Source organism: Chitinophaga filiformis (genome assembly GCF_021646545.1).
Classification (GTDB): domain Bacteria; phylum Bacteroidota; class Bacteroidia; order Chitinophagales; family Chitinophagaceae; genus Chitinophaga; species Chitinophaga filiformis_A.
Genome location: NZ_JAKIRP010000004.1, coordinates 356,805 through 379,862, shown reverse-complemented (window position 1 = coordinate 379,862; position 23,058 = coordinate 356,805). Strand labels below are relative to the sequence as shown.

The window sequence follows — 23,058 nt, the reverse complement described above, 5'->3', positions numbered from 1 at the left end:
TACATCTCAACAGTCACCGGGGTCAGGACTGTTAAAACTACAATATTTGTCTTAGAGTTGAGGGACCGTTCATATGATTTATTTGTTAAGCCAATGAGCGAAAAATGCCATTTCTGCATGTAAGCCCGCTTGTTCGAACAAGGGACGAATTAGCGACGAATAAGCATCGAACAAGTGACAGTATGAAAAACCCCTGTTTGGGGAGCCTCGCAGACAGTTTGTCAGCTTAATGTCTGCTGGCATATCCTTTGTCAGGAGATCTAAAAAATTTTGACACCCATGCAGAAAGGAGCAATACGTGTTCAGACAGAGAACATTTTCCCCATTATTAAGAAATTCCTCTATTCAGACCATGAGATCTTCATCCGCGAGCTGGTGAGTAATGCGGTGGATGCCACACAAAAGCTAAAAACCCTGGCTAGTGTCGGAGAATTCAAAGGTGAGCTGGGCACCCCTGAAATTACCGTAAAACTGGATAAAGAGAAAAAGACACTGACCATCTCCGATATGGGAGTGGGTATGACCGCCGAAGAAGTAGACAAATACATCAACCAGGTAGCGTTTTCCGGTGCAGAAGAATTCCTGAAAAAATACAAAGGCCAGACAGACGGCGCCAATATCATTGGTCACTTCGGTCTGGGTTTCTATTCTTCCTTCATGGTGAGTAACCAGGTAGAGATCTTCTCCAAATCGCATAAAGAAGATGCGCCTGCTGTGCGCTGGGAATGTGATGGTAGTCCTGAATATATGCTGGAAGAGACTACGAAGGAAAGCCGTGGTACTGACATCGTGCTGCATATTAATGAAGAAAGTGAAGAATTCCTGGATGAGCACCGCATTCAGACCATGCTGGAGAAGTTCTGTAAATTCCTGCCTGTACCTGTAAAATTTGCAGATAAGCAGCTGAATAATACCAGCCCTGCCTGGACTAAGAAACCAAGTGATCTGACACCAGAAGATTATCAGAATTTCTATAAAGAATTATATCCATATGCAGAGGCGCCATTGTTCTGGATCCATCTGAATGTGGATTATCCGTTCAACCTGACAGGGATCCTGTATTTCCCTAAGATCAGCAAGACCTTCGAGGTACAGAAAGATAAGATCAGCCTGTATTCCAACCAGGTATTCGTGACGGATGAAGTAAAGGATATTGTTCCTGAATTCCTGATGCTGCTGCATGGTGTAATAGACAGTCCGGATATTCCGCTGAACGTAAGCCGCAGTTATCTGCAGGGAGATCCGAATGTGAAGAAGATCAGTACTTATATCACCAAGAAAGTAGCTGATAAACTGGATGAGATCTTCCGCAATGACCGTAAGAGCTTTGAAGAGAAATGGGAATCTATCGGTCTGTTTGCCAAATATGGAATGATGACTGATGATAAGTTCCAGGAGAAAGGAAACAAATTCCTGATCATGGAAGATATCACTGAGGAAGGCAAGTTCTATACACTGGAAGAATACAAGCAGGAGACAAGTGCTTTGCAGACCAATAAAGATGGAAAGTTGGTCGTGTTGTATGCAACAAATGCAGTACAGCAGGATAGTTATATACAGGCTGCGAAGAACAAAGGCTATAAGATCGTGAAGCTGGATACTATTGTAGATGCTGCGTTCATCAACAATATGGAGCCAAGATGGGATAGTATGATGTTCACCCGTGTGGATGCTGACATAGCAGATCACCTGGTGGATAAGGATGAAAAATCAGAAAGTGTATTGACATCTGACCAGGAAACCAAGCTGAAGGAGCTGTTTGAACATATTCCGCAGCAGCATGTGAAAGTAGAACTGAGGGGCCTGAGCGCCGATGCCCAGCCTGTGATCGTAACACGCCCGGAATTTATGCGCCGCATGAAAGATATGGCCGCAGTAGGTGGCAGCGGTATGAGCTGGTATGCAAGTATGCCTGATGAGATCAATATGACCATCAATGCAAACCACCCGATCTATCTGCAGATCCTGGAAGAAAGTGACAATGATAAACAGCAGAAACAGGTACGAAATCTGGCGGATCTGGCGTTATTATCTCAGAACCTGCTGACGGGTGCGGACCTTACCGCTTTTGTGAACAGAAGTGTGGAATTAATGAGTGCTGAAAAGAAAAATTAATCTGCTGTATAAGTAAACAATGTAGTAGGTTTGCAATAAGAAATAACAACCCCGATCCCGTCTCATGAGCCATGAGACGGGATTTTTCATTTATGCAACGCATATGAAAAGAAGAATAATTAAGAGATTTGTATATGCGCTACTGCTTGTTTCATTATGCACTACAGTAGCCTGCTCCAAAAAGAATGATGCCGCCCTGCCCGGCGGTAATGGAACGGACACGATTCCCGATCCTCCAATAGGAGATGTTTTTGACCCTCAGACCCCGGGTATTACTATAAAGACGATGGATTACAAGGGAGGCAACATCGATGATTATCTGCTGTATATTCCTGATACGTACAATGAGAAAAAGACGTATAAATGGCCTGTTGTCATCTTTCTGCATGGTGTAGCGGAAATAGGAACCGATGTAAATGTGATCAGAAAAGTGGGGTTGCCTAAAGTGGTAACAGGAAAGCAGTTTGTAATGATCGCACCGCAATGTACTGCGTCCTGGTGGAATACTGATGTTCTGCAAAAACTGTATCAGGAAGTGCTGAAGAAGTATCATGTGGATAGTTCGCGTGTTTATTTAACGGGATTGAGTATGGGCGGGTTCGGCACGTGGACCTGGGCGCAGAGCAGTCCGGAGAAGTTTGCCGCTATTGTGCCTATCTGTGGTGTAGGTACACCTTCAAGGGCTTGTGTGTTGAAGAATATGCCGGTGTGGGCATTTCATAATGCAAATGATCCGACAGTCGGTGTAGCCGGCTCGCGGGATATGGTAAATGCATTAAAGACATGTGGAAGTAACCTGGTTAAGTATACGGAAAATCCTACTGGTGGACATGATGCATGGACGAAAGCATATGCAGATGATGCATTATATACCTGGCTGCTGCAACACAAAAAATGAAATGTTATAGCAGGTTAAACCATATAAAAGGAGGAGGGGATAAGTAATGGTACTTAGTTGTGCGCCCTGATGTCAATTACTTTCAGTTGCAGATTCATTTTACCGTTCCATTCGTTTTCATCGATAGTAAATACCATATCGAACGGTTGTTTACTATTCACGATGTGGAATTTTTCGGACATGTAGAATCCTATGCCCGTTAATGCGTTAGGAGATTTGCCCTGTTTTACGGAGAACTTAATATGTTCATCCTTCACAAGCCTTGAGTAACCGCTATCAGTTACATTCCTGACAAGGAAAACGGGACGCAGGTTTTCCGGGCCCAGTGGCTCAAACTGTCGCAGGATATTAAAAAAGGCGGGGGTAATATCTTTCAGTTGTATTTCGGTATCGATCAGTATTTCCGGTACCAGCAGTTCCGGATCTATGGTAGTGGCAACTACTTCCTCAAATTTCTTTTGAAATGCAGCAACGTTTTCAGGCTTCAATGTCATACCGGCTGCGTAGAAATGACCACCATAGTTTTCAAGCAGTTCTTTGCACTGGTGGATGGCTTCATATACATTAAAACCGGTCACAGAGCGCGCAGAACCTGCTACCTGATCGTTACTCAGTGTAAGAATGATAGTAGGGCGGTAATAATATTTATCGATCAGGCGGGAAGCGACGATGCCTACTACGCCTTTATGCCAGTCAGGTTTATAGAGAACGGTTGACTTTTTATCCTGCAGTGTAAGATCGTTCTGTAGTAATTCAACTGCTTCTTTGGTGATGTTGCCGTCTATTTCTTTCCTGTCAAAATTATCGGCATGCAGCACTTTGGCAATCTCCATTGCTTTTTCCTTATCTCTTTCCACGAACAAATTCACTGCTTTTCTTGCATCATCCATTCTGCCGGCAGCGTTAACGCGTGGCGCTATAACAAATACAAGATTGGAGATGGTCAGCTGTTCTTTCAATCCGCTTAGTTCTATCAATGCCTGTATACCCGGGAGTGGCGACGAGTTTACTTTCTTCAACCCATGAAAGGCCAGCACACGGTTTTCTCCGGTCATGGGAACGATATCGGCAGCGATACTGGTGGCTACGAGATCCAGGTAATTATGTACTTTTTCGTCTGGCACACCTCTTTTCTGTGCAAAGGCGGAGATCAGTTTATAACCGATACCACAGCCACTTAATTCTTTATATGGATAGGGGCAGTCGTATTGTTTCGGATTGAGGATGGCCACTGCCGGAGGTAGTATGGCATCGGGCAAATGATGGTCGCAGATGATAAAGTCTATACCATTGTCGGCCGCCCACGTGATCTGGTCAATGGCTTTGATACCACAGTCCAGTGCAATAACCAGTGTGAATTCATTGTCCCTGGCGTATTCTATACCTTGTTTGGAAATGCCGTATCCTTCTTTATACCGGTGAGGGATATAAAATTCTATATTATTATATAGAGAGTGCAGAAAGTCAAAAACAGTAGCTACGGCGGTGGTACCGTCTACATCATAATCGCCGAAAACGAGGATCTTTTCATTTCTGAAAAAGGCCTGTTCAATACGTGAGACAGCTTTATCCATATCTTTCATCAGCCAGGGATCGTGCAGATCTGTGAGGGTCGGCCGGAAGAACAGGCGTGACTCATCGTAGGTATGCATTCCTCTTTGTACCAGCAATCTGCATAATAAAGGATGAATGCGCAAAGACGACTGGAGCAATGCCTCCTGTTTAGGTTGATAAGATCGGACTGTCCAGCGTTTTTGCATCAAGGCGAAAGTTAGTATCTAAAGTTAGCGTTCTGTTTTCGGAAGATAAGTTTTTATTGGTTAAAAAGTACGATCGGTGGTGTATCTTACTAATGTTTCCAGGCCGGCCCTGATGTCATTTTCAGGAAAGCTGTGCAGAATGGCCAGTGCATCATCGCGGTACTCGAACATTTTCTGCTGTGTATATTCAATGCCACCGGATTTTTTGACCAGTTCAATCACTTCAGCAACACGGTCTTTATCAGTATTGTGATTTTTGACGATATTAATAATACGTCTTCTGACATCGGGAGTGGCATGTTCGAGCGTATAGATGAGAGGGAGGGTCATTTTCTTTTCCCGTATATCAATCCCTGTAGGCTTACCTATTTTTTCCGAGCCATAGTCGAAGAGGTCATCTTTTATCTGGAAGGCTACGCCTATTTTTTCACCGAAGAGACGCATTTTCTCTGTTGTTTCATCGTCGTTGGTAGTGCTCCAGGCGCCAGCAGCACAGGCGGAGGCCAGGAGTGACGCTGTTTTCCGGCGAATGATCTCGAAGTAGATATCTTCTTTAATATTAAGCTTGCGGGTCTTTTCTATCTGCAGGAGTTCGCCTTCGCTCATTTCCCTTACTGCTTCTGAGAGGATCTTTAAGGCTTTGAACTCATTGTTGTTTACTGAAAGTAGTAGGCCTTTGGCCAGGAGATAGTCTCCTACCAGTACGGCTATCTTGTTTTTCCACAGTGCATTGATAGAGAAGAAGCCGCGTCTTTCATTGGCATCATCCACCACATCGTCATGGACGAGTGTTGCTGTATGAAGTAACTCTACGAAGGCCGCGGCATGATATGTGCTTTCCTGTATATTATTATTAAAGAGTTTGGCAGATAGAAGCACAAACATAGGCCTGATCTGCTTGCCTTTTCGTTTAACGATGTAATGCATGATCCTGTCCAAAAGGGGGACATGACTTTTAACAGCGTCTGCGAATTTGCTTTCAAAATCTTGTAATTCCTTACTGATCAGGTGTTTAATTTCGTCCATAGGTGCTCTAAAAAGATTGCTAAGCTATGCTTAAAATGTCAAATTTTAACAATTTGGCCCCTAATTTGTATATATGGGTGTAACATAACTTTAACATTACTTTGTTATAGTTCTAACAAATATGCTTATTCGTTATATACCAAGGCAAATTAAGGTATAACATTTGTTTTGCCTAAGCACTAGTAGTTAACTAGTTATCAATGAAAATAATATTGTAACAAAAATTTGAATATTCATTTGAGAATTTTACCTTTGCTGGGTAAAAAAACGGGTTATTAGTAAATTTTTAACAGTTTTTAAATAGAAAACAATTATGGCAAGCAAAAAGTACTTATTACTGGCAGGCGCTATGAGTCTCCTAGCGGCGTCCTCCAGTTTTGCACAAGTTACCCCTGTTTATGATGCCCTGGATTCAAGTAAAGTACCAGCGTCAAGACAGGCCCAACAGAACAATTTTTCCAACCATCAGTATGATTTCCCTGCGAAACCTCGCGATATGTGGGAATTAGGTTTCCATGGTGGTCTTCACCTGATCAATGGTACAATCCCAGCCAGACCAGGTTTTGGTGGTGGTGTTTCCCTGAGAAAATCTTTGGGTCATACTATCTCTGTAAGAGCTGAATACACCGGTTCTTTCGATAAAGGTATGGACTACAGATTAAGACCAGCAATCACTACCGGTAGCAATGCATGGGCAACAACTGCAGCAGCTAACAACGGTATGATCCTGGCTAACTATAAAACTGCTACTCACCAGTTGTCTTTTGACCTGATGGCTTCTCTGAGCAACATCCTGTTCTACAAGGCACAGCCTAAAATTAACTGGTATGTATTCGGTGGTTACAGCCTCGGTCTGATCGACGTTGACGTTGATGCGTTAAACGGTAGTGCTGCTTATAACTACAGCCAGATCAACTTCGCAGCTCCTCGTAAAGACATCAAGGATCAGCTGAAAAACCTGTTAGACGGTGATTACGAGCAGAACGCTCCATCTCAGGGTAACAGAGCTAACATCGGTCGTAAAGACAACAACCAGATGTGGCGTCATGGCGCTGATTTCGGTACAGGAATCGCGTACAGAGTTTCTAAACGTTTCAACATCGGTATCGAAGAGAAATATACTTTATACTTTGATGACTATCTGGACGGTTATTCTTCTCCATTTACCAGTCACAAAGATGCGTTCAGCTATACCAGCATTCGTCTGAACTTCAACCTGGGTAACACCGCTAAACGCGTTGAGCCATTATGGTGGGTAAATCCGCTGAACTACGCTTACAACGAACTGAGCGCTCCTCGTCACATGAAGCTGCCTACTCCGGTACTGCCTGATGCTGATGGCGATGGTGTTACTGACCAGTTTGATCGTGAGCCTAACACACCAGCTGGTGCTCCAGTTGATGTTCACGGTGTAGCTAAAGATACTGATGGTGACGGTGTTCCTGACTTCAAGGATAAACAACTGGTTACTCCAACTTACTGCCAGCCAGTTGACGCTGATGGTGTTGGTAAATGCCCAGATCCTGAGTGCTGCACAACAAAAGTTGCTACTGCAGCTTGTAACACACTGGTTCTGCCTAGCGTAAGCTTCAAAGGTAGCTCTACCAAAGTTGCAACTGACAACGAAGCTATCCTGGCAAGCGTTGCCAGCACACTGAAAGCTAACCCATCTTGTAACATCCTGGTTACCGGCCACGCTGGTGCTAAAGGTAAGAAAGGTGGTGTTGACCTGAGCAGCAGAAGAGTAGATGCAGTTATCGACTACCTGGCTGATAAACAAGGTATCGATCGCGGTCGCTTCATCAAACAAAACACTCCTGGTGAGTCTTCTACTGTTGATTTAGCTCCTGCTAACTAATAGTATCTCACTGAGAAGATATAAAGCCCCGTCTCGCGAAACCGAGACGGGGTTTTTTTATAAGCGGATTTTTTGATATTTGTACATCTGCGCAATTCCACCTAACTTTGGTGGCTTTTTTATTAAATACATATTTCGTGAGAAAAGACATTAACAGGGTAAGCCTGGCCGGTTTAGTAGTAGCTTTGGGTATTATCTACGGTGACATTGGAACCTCTCCGTTATACGTTTTCAAGGCAATTGTAGGCAATAACCCTGTAAGCGATCTCCTGGTTATTGGTGGTATCTCCTGTATCATCTGGACCCTGACTTTACAAACGACTATTAAATATGTGATCCTGACACTTCGGGCCGATAACAAAGGTGAAGGCGGGATTTTTTCATTATATGCGCTAGTCAGACGGCATGCAAAATGGGCCGTCATCTTCGGTATGATAGGAGGGGCCGCCCTGCTGGCTGATGGGATCATCACCCCGCCCATTACGGTTACTTCCGCCATAGAAGGTCTGCGGACACTGGAAGTATTCAAAGACCTCAGCCAGTTCACGATTGTAAAGATCGTACTGACCATTATTACCTTAATGTTCGTAGTACAGCAATTCGGTACTGTATCTATCGGTAAATTGTTTGGCCCTATCATGGTGATCTGGTTCTCTATGCTGGGAGTGCTGGGGCTGTCGCACATCGTAGATGATGTGGCCATCTTCAAGGCTTTCAGCCCTCACTATGCTATCGAACTGCTGACTACCTATCCCCGTGGATTTATGATATTGGGTGCAGTATTCCTTTGTACCACCGGGGCAGAAGCACTGTATTCCGACCTTGGCCACTGTGGTAAGGGCAATATCCGCGTTTCCTGGACCTTTGTAAAGGCCTGCCTGATCCTGAACTATCTCGGACAGGGGGCCTGGTTACTGACCCAGAAAGGACAGGTTATCCCTAAAGACCAGAACCCATTCTTCGCCATCATGCCGGAGTGGTTTGTCATCTTCGGTGTATTGATTGCCACCCTGGCATCCATCATCGCCAGCCAGGCACTGATATCCGGGTCGTTTACCCTTATTTCAGAAGCTATGCGTCTGAACCTCTGGCCCAAATTAAAGATCAATTATCCTACCGAAGAGCGCGGACAGCTGTACATCCCTGGCATCAATACCATGCTGTTTGTGGGTTGTGTGGCCATCGTACTGATATTTAAAGAGTCCACTGCCATGGAAGCGGCCTATGGATTGTCTATCACCATCTGTATGCTGATGACCTCCTGCCTGTTCGCCTTCTATTTATATACACGGAGGGTCCGGCTCAGCCTGATCCTGATCTACCTGGTGATTTATTTTACCCTGGAATTCTCTTTCCTCTTTGCCAACCTCGTGAAATTCATGCATGGCGGTTATGTAACCGTGGTCGTGGCAGGAATACTCTTCCTGATCATGATGGTATGGTTTAAATCCAGGAAGATCAAGAACCGTTATGTGGAGTTTGTAAGGCTGGAAGACCATCTTCCGGTGATCCAGGAACTCAGTAATGACAGTACCATCCCTAAATATGCCACCCATCTGGTATACATGAGTAGTGCTGATAATCCAAAGGAGATCGAGCATAAGATTATTTATTCCATCCTGAACAAGAAGCCAAAGCGGGCGGATATATACTGGTTTGTACACGTAGATGTTGTGGATGAGCCTTACCTGAGTGAATATTCCGTACAGACGATCATTCCTAATGAGGTGATCAGGGTAGAATTCAGACTGGGCTTTAAAGTGGAGCAGCGCATTAACCTCATGTTCCGTATGGTGGTGGAAGACATGGTACGTAACAAGGAAGTGAACATTACCAGCCGCTACGAATCCCTGAGCAAAAACAATGTAGTAGGGGACTTCCAGTTTATTGTAATGGAGAAGTTCCTGTCACACGATAATGACCTGCCTCTCTACGAGCGTCTGGTCATGCGTATGTACTTCTTCCTGAAGAAGATCAGCTTATCAGAAGAGCGTGGTTTCGGACTGGATTCCAGCTATGTAACGATCGAAAAATATCCGCTGGTTGTGTCGCCGGTCACGAACCTGCAATTACGACGGATCATACATTCTTAATAGAAAAAGGCCAGCATTATGCTGGCCTTTTCTGCTTCGTTAGTCTATATAGAACCCAAATTTACCCATTCGTTCATCTCTCATTGCTTCCATGATCTCTGTCTGGGTATTCATTACATAAGGGCCATGCCAGGCCACAGGCTCATTTAAAGGCTCCCCGTCACAATAAAGGATAATGGCATCACTGCTGGCTGTGATATTGATCGTATCCCCACCGTTATCAAAGAGCACCAGCGACCTGTCTCCGGCCGTCTTTCCATTCACAGTTACATTCCCCCGCAACACATAAAATAAGACATTCCTGCCCTCTTTAACGGTGATATCAGCCTTGCTATCGGGTTGCATGGTGATCAGGCAGGCATTGACCCCAGTAAGGGAATTAACGGCACCTTTATGGCCATTCCAGTTGCCTCCTGCAATAGCCACCTGCACCTTACCTTCATCTGCAGTCACTACGGGAATATCGTTCTTCTGCAAGCCGGTATATTTGGCAGGATTCATCTTCAACTTCGCTGGCAGGTTAATCCAGAGTTGCAGCAATTCCAGGTCTCCACCTTCTTCCTTAAAGGATTTCTCTACATATTCATTATGTATCAGTCCCCTTGCAGCTGACATCCACTGTACGCCGCCTGCATCAATTCTGCTATGATAACCGTGAGAGTCTTTGTGTACCACGTGTCCGCTGATGATCCAGGTCACTGTTTCAAATCCTCTGTGCGGGTGCGGACCGAATGGCATACCGCTGTTAAAAGGGGGCAGGGTCATTGGTCCATGATGATGTAATAACAGAAATGGGTCCGTCGCCTTGCCGTCCTGATAGGGCAAAGGACTATAGAAGTAATAATCGCTCAGAGAGCCGCTTATCGGATGGTTGTTTACAACCTTGTTTACTGTCTTTTGCATAAGCAAATTTACGAAGGATCACGAGGCGAGGGAATGGATAGATGTGGGGAAAGGGTGGATGATTTTAGGGACAAAAAAAGTCCCCCGGGGAACCGGAGGACTTTTCTTTAACACAACTAAAAAACAATCAAACGTCCGAATAGATCAATCGGGTTTTTTCCCATCTAAAAAGGTGTTAATCGTATTAATTTCCGCCTGGTTGTTCTGACCGTCGGAAATAGTATAGTTAGAATAGAAGTTTTCTGCTGATCCAGCGCCGTTATCGAGGTTGATATTACGACGGATGTAGGCAGGAACGTTTTCTATTTCTGTGTTATTATCTATGCCTTTTACATTGAAGCTGATGCTGCGCAGTTTTGCTACGCGTTCAGCCTGTTTGCGTTTTTGTTCTTCCAGTTGCTCTTCAAAAGCCTGCAGCTGAATATCTGAAGGTGCATCCGGTGACTGGTCTTCTTCTCTGAAAACCATTTTCATTTCCGGAACGTCCTGGGATGCAGGCGTGTTGTTACCTGGCTCTATGTAGATGTATGCAGGGCCTGCAGGGTAGCCACCGGCTGCAGGAGTAGGCTGTATAACATTTACACCGGCTCCGTATCCTGCCATTGGCTGGGAAGGCACTGCTGAAGGCTCAACGTTGAGCGTAAAGCTTTGTCTTTCCGGCTGCTGGGGAGCGGGAGGAGTGAAGGTAGTTGCAGGCTGGGTAACCACAGGTTCTACCAGGCGGGGCGCCATCAGGTCCGCCGGTTCAACGAATAATGTCTGTTGCTGATTATTCATTTTCTTTTCATCACCATCTTGGCCCAGCTGCATTACAATCTTAGGCTGTTCCTGGGAAGGATCCTGTGGGGTCGTTTTTACCTGCTGAATCGGTTTCTGTTCAAAACCGGTCGCAATGATCGTCACGCCCAGTTTGCGGTCCAGCGTGGAGTCATAGCCTACACCAAGGATCACATCGCAATCCTCACCGGCCTGGCTTTGTACGTATGCCTGTATTGTATCCATTTCATCCAGGGTGTGTTCGAATTCACCTTCTGAAGAGGAAATGTTTATCAGTATCCATTTAGCACCACGGATGTCATTATCATTCAGCAACGGAGAAGTCAGTGCATCTTCGATCGCTTTCTGCGCACGGTTTTCACCTTCTGCAGTAGCAGCACCAAGAATGGCAACACCGCCATTACGCATAACAGTACAAACGTCCGCAAAATCCACATTGATCTGACCCGTTGAATTGATCACATCAGTGATGCATTTTGCCGCAGTTGCAAGCACGTTATCTGCTTTCTCGAAGGCAGCCTTGAATTTCAGATCGCCGTATTTCTGGCGAAGTTTGTCATTGGAGATGATAAGCAGTGTATCAACATATTCTTTCAATCTGCTGACACCTTCATCTGCCTGGGCCATCCTTTTTTTCCCTTCATAAGAGAAAGGAGTTGTAACAATCCCCACCGTAAGAATACCGAGTTCCTTACATATACGTGCGATGATAGGCGCGCCACCGGTGCCGGTGCCACCACCCATACCTGCAGTAATGAAGGCCATCTTGGTATTCACCTCTAAGATCTTTTTGATTTCTTCAAAGGATTCTTCCGTCGCCTGTTCACCGATGCGTGGATTGGCTCCAGCACCCAGTCCCTGTGTTAAATGCGGTCCTAACTGTATTTTGTTAGGCACAGGGCTGTTTGCAATAGCCTGTGCGTCGGTATTGCAGATGATAAAATTCACACCCTCGATGCGTTGGTTGAACATGTGGTTCACCGCATTGCTCCCACCACCACCAATGCCTATCACCTTGATGATGGAAGATTTTTCTTTGGGAAGATCAAAATGTATCATGACTCTATCTCTTTTATGGGTTAGTTAGTATAATTAATAATGCCCACAATTCTTATCTACGTTATTAATTATCCCTTATTAATTATTTGATTTTTAAATCGTTTGTGGCTGCAACAATTGCGCCATATACCGACAATACCCTGTTAAAGTTTCGCATCTTCTTCTTCCGTGAACATGTCTATGATCTTTGTCTTCATCCTGTCCAGGAATGTTTTCAGCGAAGCATTCCGTTCTTTTACTTTCCTTTCCTGTATCTGCTCAACGGTCGGCTCATCATCTTCCCAGGAATCTTCTTCAAGCGAAGCTGCTTTGGCCGCCTGCTCTTTTGCCAGGTAGCTGGTATTGATCTTTACATAATTCTCTTCCAGTGCTCTGCGGTCATTCTCATAATCATTGTAACCTTTGAGGATGAGACCTACGCAGGTAGCGTACATTGGCTTGGTCAGTTCGTCGATATGACCGCTGGCCAGGTGTTCGTTCGGATAACCGATACGAGCGCTTACACCGGTTGTATATTCAGTTAACTGTATAAGGTGTTTCAGCTGGGAACCACCACCGGTCAGGATAATACCGCCATTCAGCATCTTATTGTCCATACCGATCTGTTTCAGATGATACACCACGAAGTCCATGATCTCACTCATACGTGCCTGTATGATGTGGGCCAGGTTCTTTACAGAGATCTCTTTCGGGCTTTGTCCACGCAGACCAGGAATAGTGATGTATGCGTTATTCTTAGCTTCATCAGCCAGGGCATAACCGAACTGCACTTTCATCTGTTCTGCCTGTGTTTTCAGTACACCCAGGCCGTTCTTGATATCGTTGGTAATATTCTCACCACCGTAAGGGATCACGGCTGTGTGTTTCAGAATACCTTCATAGAACACAGCGAGGTCTGTTGTACCACCACCGATATCTACGATAGCAACACCTGCTTCGAAGTCCATATCACACATTACCGCTGCTGCAGACGCCAGTGGCTGCAGTACGAGGTCATGTATTTTCAGACCGGATTTCTCCACGCTACGGTTGATATTACGGATAGCGTTCTTGTCGCCGGTGATGATGTGGAAATTAGCGCCCACCTTCACACCTGACATACCAATAGGGTAGGTGATGTTCTGGAGGCTGTCCACGATATACTGCTGTGGTATTACGTCAATGATCTGATCACTGGCGGGAATCACAGTTTTATATTGGTCATTGATCAGCTGATCGATGTCTTTCTGAGAAATTTCGGCATCGGTATCGCTACGCACAATGTCGCCGCGTGTCTGCAGACTCTTAATGTGGTGTCCTGCAATACCAACATATACTTCATTGATCTCGAGATTCGGATTAGAAGCGTAGCAGTTTTCCAGGGCCTGGCGAATAGCCTTGATAGTCTGATCAATATTCAGCACCATTCCGTGCTGAACACCGAAAGACGGGGCTTTACCAAAACCCAGGATTTCCAGTTTCCCGTATTCATTCTTTCTTCCTGCGATGGCAGCAATCTTTGTAGTTCCAATATCGAGACCTACAATGATGGGAGCTTCCTGATTCATGGCGTTCTATTATTTTTTGTTGTGTTGACAGATTTTTTAACCGGCTTATACACTGCTTTCGGCGCCTTTTTATCAGCTGCCGCAACCTTCTGTACCTTCGGCTTTGAAGATGCCTGCTTTGGTGTTGTCGCCTTTGCTTTTGTTGGCTTAGGCGCTGTCACTTTGGCCTGCGTCTTCATCATTGATGTTGTTTCTGCTTGCGTTACTTCATCGTGGTGTATGAGGAATTTTGCGGCAGAATCATTTCCGGCAGTGCGTGCACTATCTGCAGATGCCAGTTTCCTTGATAATTCCTCACCGTTCCTTCTTGTACATACAACCTCATTTTCATAAGCAACATTAATCCTTGCGTAATTGTTCCAGCCCACTTTATTCAGTCCCTCTTTATAAAACGCCAGCAGTTTGCTGAACTTCTTTTCTACATCTGTTCCATCTCCGAAAGCGATAACATGATCGCCCAATTTCGGGATGATCTCAAACTCGCGCGTTGGTGTGACCACCACCTGTTCTACCTGTGCAGCCCAGAAGGGATCTTCCGCAATGTAAGTGCCCAGTGACATAACACCTGCCGCCAGCAAGCTGTCTGCTGTTTTAGGCTTTACAGCTTCTGCGGGATAGTCTGTGAACACTGGTACGCGGGCGGTGTAACGGGCAGATACCGGGATCCGGTCTCCTTCCGTATCAAAGTAAAAGCTGTTGCCTGCTGTCGTGAATACACGTGCTACCGGCTCGCGCTGTGTTACTTTTATGTTCAGTTTGCGCTGGTTATCAATGAATATCTCTGCATTTTTTACCCAGGGATCGCGTGATACGATCTTCTCGAGATTAGCAGTGTTGATATTCTTGATTGGCTTGCCGACAGGGTTTAAGTCCGTGTCTTTCGTTACCAGCGCTTTAATGTCTCTCTCTTCAATAAAGAAGTTGGCCTCATCCCCCTGCAATTTCACAACGATCCCTGTGCATTTACCATCATTCTTGTCATTCACTGCAGCTACCAGGATGACAACAAAGCCCGCCAGCACGCCTAGCCACATCAGAGTGGTGCCGATTCGTTTTAGTACTTTACGGGTTTTGGTTTGCATTGGGTGTTATACTTTTTTTTATGCGTCTTTCTTTACTTCTTCATTGTCTATGATGCCTTTTCCATTCAGTATTTCCTGTGCAGGCTCCCGGAACTGGTCTATATCTCCTGCACCGGCTGTGATGAATAGTGGTGCACTGTTCGCTTTTATCCAGGGTAATACGTCCTCTTTTTGTATCACTTGAACGGGCTTGCTGATCTTCTTTGCTATCATCTCGCTGTGCACTCCTTCAATCGGTAATTCCCTTGCGGGATAGATGGGGAGTAATAATACTTCATCTGCCAGCGACAGGCTTTCTGCGAAACCGTCTGCAAAGTCGCGTGTACGAGTGTACAGGTGCGGCTGAAACAGTACGATGCATTTCCTGTCGGGGAATAATGCACGGGCACTGGTGATCAGTGCGCGCAGTTCCTCCGGATGGTGTGCATAGTCGTCTATATACACCTGATAGTCATTCTTCACCAGGTATTCAAACCTGCGTTTGATACCTTTAAAGTCAGCAATAGCTGCTTTGATCTTATCATCCTCAATGCCCAGCAGGTGTGCTACAGCAATGGCTGCTACGGTGTTCTCTATGTTGTGGGTGCCGCCGACAGGAAGATAGATGTTAGCTAATTTCCAGTCTTTCTGTAGCACATCGAACATGTAACCACCTTCTGTTGCCTGTATGTTGGTGGCATGTATATCCGCTTTACTGTCGTTCAGGTGATACCATATATGGTTATCTCCTTTCAGCTCATCAGCGCGATGTAAACCCAGCTTAGCCACCAGTGTGCCATTGGCTTTGATGTTGCGGGTGTACTGTATAAATGCTTCCTGTACTTCTTCTTCTGTGCCGTAGATATCCAGGTGATCTGCATCAATAGCGGTCAATACAGCTACATCAGGATGTAGTTTCAGGAATGAACGGTCGTATTCATCAGCTTCTATCACAGCCACCTGTTTGCTGCTGCTCCAGAAGTTACGGTCATAATTGGCGCTGATACCTCCCAGGAAAGCGTTGCAGCCATAACCGGTATGTCTGAGTATGTGTGCGATCAGGGTAGAGGTGGTGGTTTTACCATGTGTACCACCTACTGTGATCGCATACAGGTTCCTGGTGATCTCCTGTAATACGTCGCTGCGTTTCACTACTTCATATCCCTGCTGGTGGAACCAGATCAGTTCTGAGTGGGAGCCAGGAATAGCGGGTGTATATACCACCAGTTCTGCCTGTTTGTCAAGCAACGCTACATCGTCAGTATAATGGATCTGCATCCCTTCCTCAGCTAACTGGCGGGTAAGCGCAGTCTCGGTACGGTCATAACCGCTCACATGCACACCTTTCTCATTGAAGAAGCGTGCAATGGCGCTCATGCCAATGCCTCCGATGCCGATGAAGTAAACGCGTTTTATGTTGTTCAGATCCATTTTTCGATGATGTATTACTGATTACCCTATTAGTCCCATTACTTCTTTTGCTATAACCATGTCAGCGTTGGTGTTACCCAGTTTTCCGATGTTTTCTGACAGTTGTTCCAGCAGTGCTTTGTTTTGTACCAGGCTGAATAATGTTGTTCCAAGCTGTGTGGCGGCATCGTCATTTTTGATCATGATGGCTGCCTTTTTATTCACCAGGCTTTGCGCGTTGAAGGTCTGATGATCTTCTGCTGCAAAGGGATACGGTACAAATATGACCGGCTTTTTTACTACACACAATTCAGCAATGGCCAGTGCACCTGCACGTGATATAACCACATCTGCAGCTTTATAGGCAAAATCCATCAGGTTGATGAATTCAAACACCTTCACGTGAGATGAGTATGCAGCTGCTGCACTCTTTGCTGTTTCAAAGTATGGCTTACCTGTTTGCCAGATCAGCTGAATATCTTTCTCTACAAAGCTGGACAACAGCGGATGCAGTGCTTCGTTGATGGCTTTGGCCCCGAGGCTGCCACCAACAGCGAATACGGTTGTTTTACCGTTCTTCAGGCCGAAGTGCTGCAATGCGTCTTCCCGTGTTACTGACGACTGTGTGATATTATTTCTTACAGGATTACCTGTGAAAATGATCTTATCGGCCGGGAAGAACTTTTCCATGCCTTCGTAGCCGGTACAGATCTTCTTTGCTTTTCTTCCAAGCACCATATTGGCTTTTCCTGCAAAGGAGTTTTGTTCCTGTATCAGCGTCGGAATGCCTTTACCCTGTGCTTTGCGCAGGATAGGGAAACTGGCATAACCGCCAACGCCCACCACAGCCTGTGGCTGGAAGCGTTCAATAATGCGGCGTGCCTGTCCCAGGCTTTTGATCACTTTAAAAGGCAGCAACAGGTTTTTCAACATGTTACTACGGTTTAACCCGGCAATTTCGAGTCCTTCGATCTTGTAGCCTGCCTGCGGCACTTTCTCCATTTCCATCTTTCCCCTGGCGCCTACGAAAAGGATCTCCGTTTCCGGGTCTATTTTCTTCAACGCATTGGCAATAGCAATTGCCGGGAAGATATGTCCTCCTGTTCCGCCGCCTGCTATGATTATTCTGCGTTGCATTTTGTATAGTTTTACTTTGGTTGTTTAAGCTGCCGGTTGCATACCGTTTTCTTCCATCACTTTAGCGATCCGTTCCTGTTCGATCCTTTTACCTTCCAGTTCTTCCACGTTGCGCGATACGCTAAGTATAATTCCTATAGCGAGGCTGGTAAAGATGACGGAGGAACCTCCCATACTCACCAGTGGTAGTGTAACCCCTGTTACGGGGAACAATCCCACATTGACTGCCATATTTGTAAGTGCCTGTATTACAAGCGTGACACTGAGACCTACTGCGAGAAATGCGCCAAATGCATAGGGGCATTTTCTGTATATGCGTATGCTGCGTAAGAGTAGCAACATGTAGGCCATCAATATCAAAAAGGCGCCAAAGATACCATACTCCTCGATAATTGTTGCATATATATAGTCACTATATGCATGAGGAAGAAAATTTCTTTGTGTGCTATTGCCAGGACCCTTACCCAGTACGCCTCCGCCGGCAATCGCAATATTAGCCTGTTGCACCTGGTAAGGCAGCTCTGAATTCTCTTCTCCGGTGAAATGTTCCAGCCTGTTGATCCAGGTTTGCGTACGCATTTCAAGTTTTGTCAGCTTCGCAATGGCAAACATCAGTAACACCAGGACGACTACAGCTAAGACCATGGAAGCCAGGAACCTGACAGGTACCCGGCCTATAAAGCACAGTATCATGCAGCTGGCGCCCAGCAGCAATGCTGTAGACATGTTTGCCGGCATGATCAGCACACAGATGATACTTACCGGTATAATGATGGGCAAAAAGCCCTTCCTGAAATCAGTGATCACATGCTGCCGTTTGGACAGCTGTCTGCTTACATACATAAATATGGCCAGTTTGGCCACATCCGATGTCTGAAATGTCAGGTTGATAACTGGCAGCCTTATCCAACGGCTGGCGTCGTTGATGTTGTGTCCGAATGCCAGTGTGTAGATGAGTAGTGGTATAGAGATAAGAAACCCTATCTGCGCGGCACGTGAGTAAATGGTATAATTCACCCTGTGTGCGAAGTAGATGATCAGCAGCCCCATGCCCAGTACACTCAGCTGTTTGAAAAGATAGTACTCCGTATGACCTCCCTGTTCGCGATACGCCAGCGATCCCGTGGCGCTGTAAACAGCGAGCAGGCTTACCAGTGACAGGAAGATCACGATCGTCCATATCACTTTGTCTCCTTTTGTCCTATGAAGTACGTCCATTTCACTCTTTTGGCGCCGGTTGTCTGAGTGTATTACTTTCAGACAACAAGCCGGTTACAGTTCTTTGACTGCCTCCTTGAACTGCTTGCCTCTGTCTTCGTAGTTCTTGAAGAGATCGAAGCTGGCACAAGCAGGGGAGAGCAATACAACATCTCCTTTCGCGGCATGCTGGAATGCTGCCTGAACAGCATCCTTCATGTTGCGTGTATCTACCATCACCGGTGTATCGTTTGATAATGCTTCCTGGATAGGGGCATTATCAACACCGAGACAGATAATTGCTTTTACTTTTTCCTTTACCAGATCACGGATCGCGCTGTAGTCGTTTCCTTTGTCCACACCACCCATGATCAGCACTACAGGATGTTCCATGCTTTCCAATGCAAACCACAGTGAGTTTACGTTGGTTGCTTTACTATCATTAATGAAATCCACTCCGCGCACAGTAGCTACATACTCCATGCGGTGCTCCAGGCTCTTGAAAGAAGTAAGACTCTCGCGGATCTTCTCTTTCCTGATGTCCATGGTGCGTCCTGCAATACCCGCTGCCATTGAATTATACAAGTTATGTTTGCCTTTCAGCGCAAGATCATACATTGATACGATCATTGGCTCATCATTCACCTGGATGTTCACCTGTTCGTTTGCCATAAATCCTCCTTGCTTTAATGGTTCCATGATAGTAAAGGGTATTGTTGTTGAATAAATAGTTTGCTTCCTTAAATAATCGCTGATCTCGGGATCATCCATGCAGTAGACGAAATAATCCCCTGGACGCTGGTTCATTGCTATGCGGAACTTTGACGCCACATAGTTCTCCATTTTGTAGTCATAACGATCCAGATGATCTGGTGTTATGTTCAGCAGAATGGCAACATTTGGTTTGAACTCTTTGATATCGTCCAGCTGAAAACTGCTCACCTCCACGATATAATAATCCGCCGGTGCTGTGGCTACCTGCCTTGCATAACTAAGGCCGATATTTCCTACCATGGCTGCTTTCATTCCTGCTCTTTCAAAGATGTCAAAGGTCAGCGCAGTGGTGGTGCTTTTACCATTGCTACCGGTGATGGCAATGACCTTGCTGTCTTTGCTGAACCGGTAAGCGAATTCTATTTCAGAGATCACGGGCACCTGTCTTTCACGCACTTTCTTCATCAACTCACTTTTCTCAGGTATACCAGGGCTTTTGATGATCTCATCGGCGTTCAGGATCACATCCCAGGAGTGTCTTTTTTCTTCAAACGGAATGTGGTTGACCGCCAGTTCCTGTTTGTAGATATCTTTTATAGCACCGCCATCAGATACAAATACATCATACCCGCGCTGCTTCCCCAGGAGGGCCGCACCGATGCCGCTTTCGCCGGCTCCAAGTATGACGAGTTTCTTTTGCATGTTTATCTCATTTTCAACGTTGCTATAGATACTGCTGCACAGATTACGGTAATGATCCAGAACCTTGTTGCAATTTTACTTTCATGATATCCCAGCTTCTGATAGTGGTGGTGAAGGGGAGACATTTTGAAAATGCGTCTTCCTTCTCCGTATTTCTTTTTGGTGTATTTGAAGTAGGAAACCTGCAGCACAACGCTGAGATTCTCTACCAGGAACACACCACAGAATATTGGTATCAGTAATTCCTTTCTTACGATGATCGCGATGGAAGCGATGATACCTCCCAGTGCAAGACTACCGGTATCACCCATGAATACCTGCGCCGGATAAGCATTATACCAGAGGAAGCCAACACATGCACCCACGAAGGCGGCAATGAAGATGGACAATTCACCCAGGTTAGGGATGTACATAATGTTCAGATACTCCGCAAACTGAATGTTACCCGATACGTAAGCAAAGATGCCCAGACACACACCGATCACTGCGGAGACGCCCGTGGCGAGGCCATCGAGGCCGTCCGTAAGATTGGCGCCGTTCGAGACGGCTGTGATGATTACGATGACGATCAGGATATACAGGATGAATGTATATTTCTCCGCACCTTCTCCCATCCAGGAGATCAGTTTGGCGTAGTTGAACTCATGATTTTTAACAAAAGGAATGGTGGTGATCGGCGTCTTTACATCAGCGAACCGGTGACCATCTTTTGTAACCCTTTCTTTATGGTGCACATCCCGTTCGTAGGAAGCGAGCTTTTTGCCGCTGATGATCTCGCGGGAGATCACTACGTTCTCATTGAAATACAGTGTGCTGCCTATGATGATACCCAGACCGATCTGTCCGAGTACTTTAAACTTGCCTGCCAGCCCTTCTTTATTCTTCTTGAATACCTTGATGTAGTCATCCAGGAATCCGATCAGTCCCAGCCATACGGTACATAAGAGCATGAGCCATACATACACGGTTTTGATCTGAGCGAAAAGGAGGGTGGGAATAAGAATGGAAGACAGAATGATAAGACCACCCATAGTAGGGGTGCCTTTCTTGGAGTTCTCTCCGGCCAGTCCCAGGTCACGGATGGTTTCCCCGATCTGTTTGCGCTGCAGGTAACGAACAATGCGCTTACCTAATAACAAAGAAATCGCTAACGACAGCAGCAATGCCATTGTAACACGGAAGGTGATGAATTGAAACATCCCGCTACCGCTGAAGTTTAATGATTTGAGATAGTTAAATAAGTAATATAGCATATAGTTAGTTAGTCTCTGTCAGTTGCCTGTAGTCGTTACTTACAGGTTTAGTTTCGTTAGTTGTCTCAGCATTGTTGTTATTTCCCCATCAGTTCCAGCATTTCGCGCAATACCTGCTTGTCGTCGAAAGGATGTTTTACCCCCTGGATCTCCTGGTATTTTTCGTGGCCTTTGCCGGCTACCAGGATAATGTCTTCCGGGTTGGCCAGGCTTACAGCTGTTTTAATGGCTTCTTTTCTGTCGGTGATAGACAGTGATTTTTTCTTCTGATGAACCGGTATACCCGCTTCCATCTGATGAATGATGGCTACGGGGTCTTCCGAGCGTGGATTGTCGGAAGTCAGGATCACTTTATCACTGTGTTCAGTAGCTACTGCTGCCATCACGGGGCGTTTAGCCGTATCGCGGTCGCCGCCGCAGCCTACTACTGTGATAACCTGTTCGTTGCCTTTGCGCAGGTTTTTGATAGTGGCCAGTACATTCAGCAGTGCATCTGGTGTATGTGCATAGTCGACAATGCCAATGATCTTTTCCTGTGCGGACATGATATAATCGAATCTGCCTTCAGCGCCAGACAGGTCGCTGAGTGCCTGCAGTACTTCCTCTTTATCCTGTCCCAGTAGTATGGCAGCGCCATATACCGCCAGTAAGTTGTATGCATTGAATTCACCTATCAGGCGGAAATGCACCTCTTTTTCATTCACTGTCATGATCAGCCCTGTCAGGTTGTTTTCGAGGATCTTACCCTTGAAATCAGCCACTGTGCGCAGGCTGTATGATTGTTTCTTTGCGCGGGTGTTCTGCAGCATTACATTGCCCCGCTTATCATCCAGGTTGGTGAGTGCAAAGGCAGTGGGCGGCAGTCCGTCAAAGAAGGCTTTTTTCACCCTGATATATTCGTCGAAGGTCTTATGGTAATCCAGGTGATCGTGTGTGATGTTGCTGAATATTCCACCGGTGAACTTCAGTCCTGCAATACGTTGCTGATGTACCGCATGGGAACTGACTTCCATGAACACATATTCGCAGCCTTCGTCTACCATTTCTGCCAGCAGGGCATTCAGGTGTATAGCGTCGGGTGTGGTATGTGTAGCCGGAACGACCTTGTCGCCGATCTGGTTCTGCACTGTAGACAGGAGTCCGCAGTGGAAACGCAGTTTACTGAACAGGCGGAAGAGGAGGGTAGCGATGGTGGTTTTACCATTGGTACCTGTTACACCTACCAGTTTCAGTTTATGCGACGGATTATCGTAAAAGTTACCTGCGATGATACCGGCAGCGGTAGCGCTGCTGTTCACAAGCACATATGTCACTCCGTCTGCCAGATTTTGCGGCAGTTCTTCACAGATGACAGCTGCGGCGCCCTGGCTGAGGGCTTTATCTATAAACAGGTGACCATCTACATGTACGCCTTTTATTGCAACAAAGGCATCTCCCTGGCCAATGGCCCGGGAGTCGATGCTCAATGAGTTAACGACAGTATCAGTACTGCCGTGTACCTCACGGATGCTCACATTGTATAGTATGTCGCGCAACGTCTTCATTCTC

16 protein-coding genes are annotated in these 23,058 nt (G+C 45.9%); 4 read left to right on the top strand and 12 right to left on the bottom strand.

Features of this window, described 5'->3' with window-relative positions:
• The first annotated feature begins 279 nt into the window (after positions 1 to 279).
• Both htpG and L3C95_RS13840 read left to right on the top strand, forming a co-directional pair.
• The gene (gene htpG, locus L3C95_RS13845) at positions 280 to 2,115 is read left to right on the top strand and encodes a molecular chaperone HtpG (RefSeq protein WP_236388502.1); all 1,836 of its coding nucleotides are present in this window, start codon (positions 280 to 282) and stop codon (positions 2,113 to 2,115) included.
• Between the two features lie 103 nt (positions 2,116 to 2,218).
• Entirely contained in the window at positions 2,219 to 3,013 is a 795-nt protein-coding gene (locus L3C95_RS13840) for a prolyl oligopeptidase family serine peptidase (RefSeq protein WP_236388501.1), read from the top strand.
• Positions 3,014 to 3,066: 53 nt separating this feature from the next.
• Here the strand turns inward: L3C95_RS13840 and recJ are convergent, their stop codons facing one another.
• Positions 3,067 to 4,773, bottom strand: a complete 1,707-nt coding sequence (gene recJ, locus L3C95_RS13835) for a single-stranded-DNA-specific exonuclease RecJ (RefSeq protein WP_236388500.1) — start codon at positions 4,771 to 4,773, stop codon at positions 3,067 to 3,069.
• 60 nt (positions 4,774 to 4,833) lie between these two features.
• Positions 4,834 to 5,799: a polyprenyl synthetase family protein gene (locus tag L3C95_RS13830; RefSeq protein ID WP_236388499.1), complete on the bottom strand. Its 966-nt coding sequence runs from the start codon at positions 5,797 to 5,799 to the stop codon at positions 4,834 to 4,836.
• A 313-nt stretch (positions 5,800 to 6,112) separates the two neighbouring features.
• Here L3C95_RS13830 and L3C95_RS13825 point away from each other — a divergent pair, with 313 nt between their 5' ends.
• Positions 6,113 to 7,657 carry an OmpA family protein gene (locus L3C95_RS13825; protein ID WP_236388498.1) on the top strand — a complete coding sequence of 515 codons (1,545 nt, stop codon included), beginning with the start codon at positions 6,113 to 6,115 and terminating at the stop codon, positions 7,655 to 7,657.
• 137 nt (positions 7,658 to 7,794) lie between these two features.
• Positions 7,795 to 9,750, top strand: a complete 1,956-nt coding sequence (locus tag L3C95_RS13820) for a KUP/HAK/KT family potassium transporter (protein WP_236388497.1) — start codon at positions 7,795 to 7,797, stop codon at positions 9,748 to 9,750.
• A 39-nt stretch (positions 9,751 to 9,789) separates the two neighbouring features.
• On the opposite strand, the gene L3C95_RS13815 is transcribed toward L3C95_RS13820, so the two are convergent.
• The 10 genes from L3C95_RS13815 to L3C95_RS13770 all read right to left on the bottom strand — a co-directional run bounded on the left by L3C95_RS13815 (position 9,790) and on the right by L3C95_RS13770 (position 23,054).
• A complete protein-coding gene (locus tag L3C95_RS13815) occupies positions 9,790 to 10,653 on the bottom strand; it encodes a pirin family protein (protein WP_236388496.1) in 864 nt (287 codons plus the stop codon).
• A gap of 144 nt (positions 10,654 to 10,797) precedes the next feature.
• On the bottom strand, positions 10,798 to 12,489 hold the full coding sequence (ftsZ, locus tag L3C95_RS13810; protein WP_236388495.1) for a cell division protein FtsZ: 1,692 nt from the start codon (positions 12,487 to 12,489) through the stop codon (positions 10,798 to 10,800).
• A gap of 143 nt (positions 12,490 to 12,632) precedes the next feature.
• Positions 12,633 to 14,036 (bottom strand): cell division protein FtsA, encoded by a 1,404-nt coding sequence (ftsA, locus tag L3C95_RS13805; protein ID WP_236388494.1) that lies wholly within the window; start codon positions 14,034 to 14,036, stop codon positions 12,633 to 12,635.
• Positions 14,033 to 15,118, bottom strand: a complete 1,086-nt coding sequence (locus tag L3C95_RS13800; protein ID WP_236388493.1) for a cell division protein FtsQ/DivIB — start codon at positions 15,116 to 15,118, stop codon at positions 14,033 to 14,035. Before L3C95_RS13800 ends, ftsA begins: the two co-directional genes overlap by 4 nt.
• A gap of 18 nt (positions 15,119 to 15,136) precedes the next feature.
• Entirely contained in the window at positions 15,137 to 16,528 is a 1,392-nt protein-coding gene (murC, locus tag L3C95_RS13795) for a UDP-N-acetylmuramate--L-alanine ligase (RefSeq protein WP_236388492.1), read from the bottom strand.
• Between the two features lie 21 nt (positions 16,529 to 16,549).
• Complete coding sequence (murG, locus tag L3C95_RS13790; RefSeq protein ID WP_236388491.1) at positions 16,550 to 17,644, bottom strand: undecaprenyldiphospho-muramoylpentapeptide beta-N-acetylglucosaminyltransferase; 1,095 nt, start codon at positions 17,642 to 17,644, stop codon at positions 16,550 to 16,552.
• A gap of 24 nt (positions 17,645 to 17,668) precedes the next feature.
• On the bottom strand, positions 17,669 to 18,862 hold the full coding sequence (locus L3C95_RS13785; RefSeq protein ID WP_236388490.1) for an FtsW/RodA/SpoVE family cell cycle protein: 1,194 nt from the start codon (positions 18,860 to 18,862) through the stop codon (positions 17,669 to 17,671).
• Positions 18,863 to 18,916: 54 nt separating this feature from the next.
• A complete protein-coding gene (gene murD, locus L3C95_RS13780) occupies positions 18,917 to 20,257 on the bottom strand; it encodes a UDP-N-acetylmuramoyl-L-alanine--D-glutamate ligase (RefSeq protein WP_236388488.1) in 1,341 nt (446 codons plus the stop codon).
• A 2-nt stretch (positions 20,258 to 20,259) separates the two neighbouring features.
• Positions 20,260 to 21,456, bottom strand: coding sequence for a phospho-N-acetylmuramoyl-pentapeptide-transferase (mraY, locus tag L3C95_RS13775; RefSeq protein ID WP_236388486.1), 1,197 nt, complete (start codon positions 21,454 to 21,456; stop codon positions 20,260 to 20,262).
• A 131-nt stretch (positions 21,457 to 21,587) separates the two neighbouring features.
• Positions 21,588 to 23,054: a UDP-N-acetylmuramoyl-L-alanyl-D-glutamate--2,6-diaminopimelate ligase gene (locus tag L3C95_RS13770; protein WP_236388484.1), complete on the bottom strand. Its 1,467-nt coding sequence runs from the start codon at positions 23,052 to 23,054 to the stop codon at positions 21,588 to 21,590.
• Positions 23,055 to 23,058 lie beyond the last annotated feature (4 nt).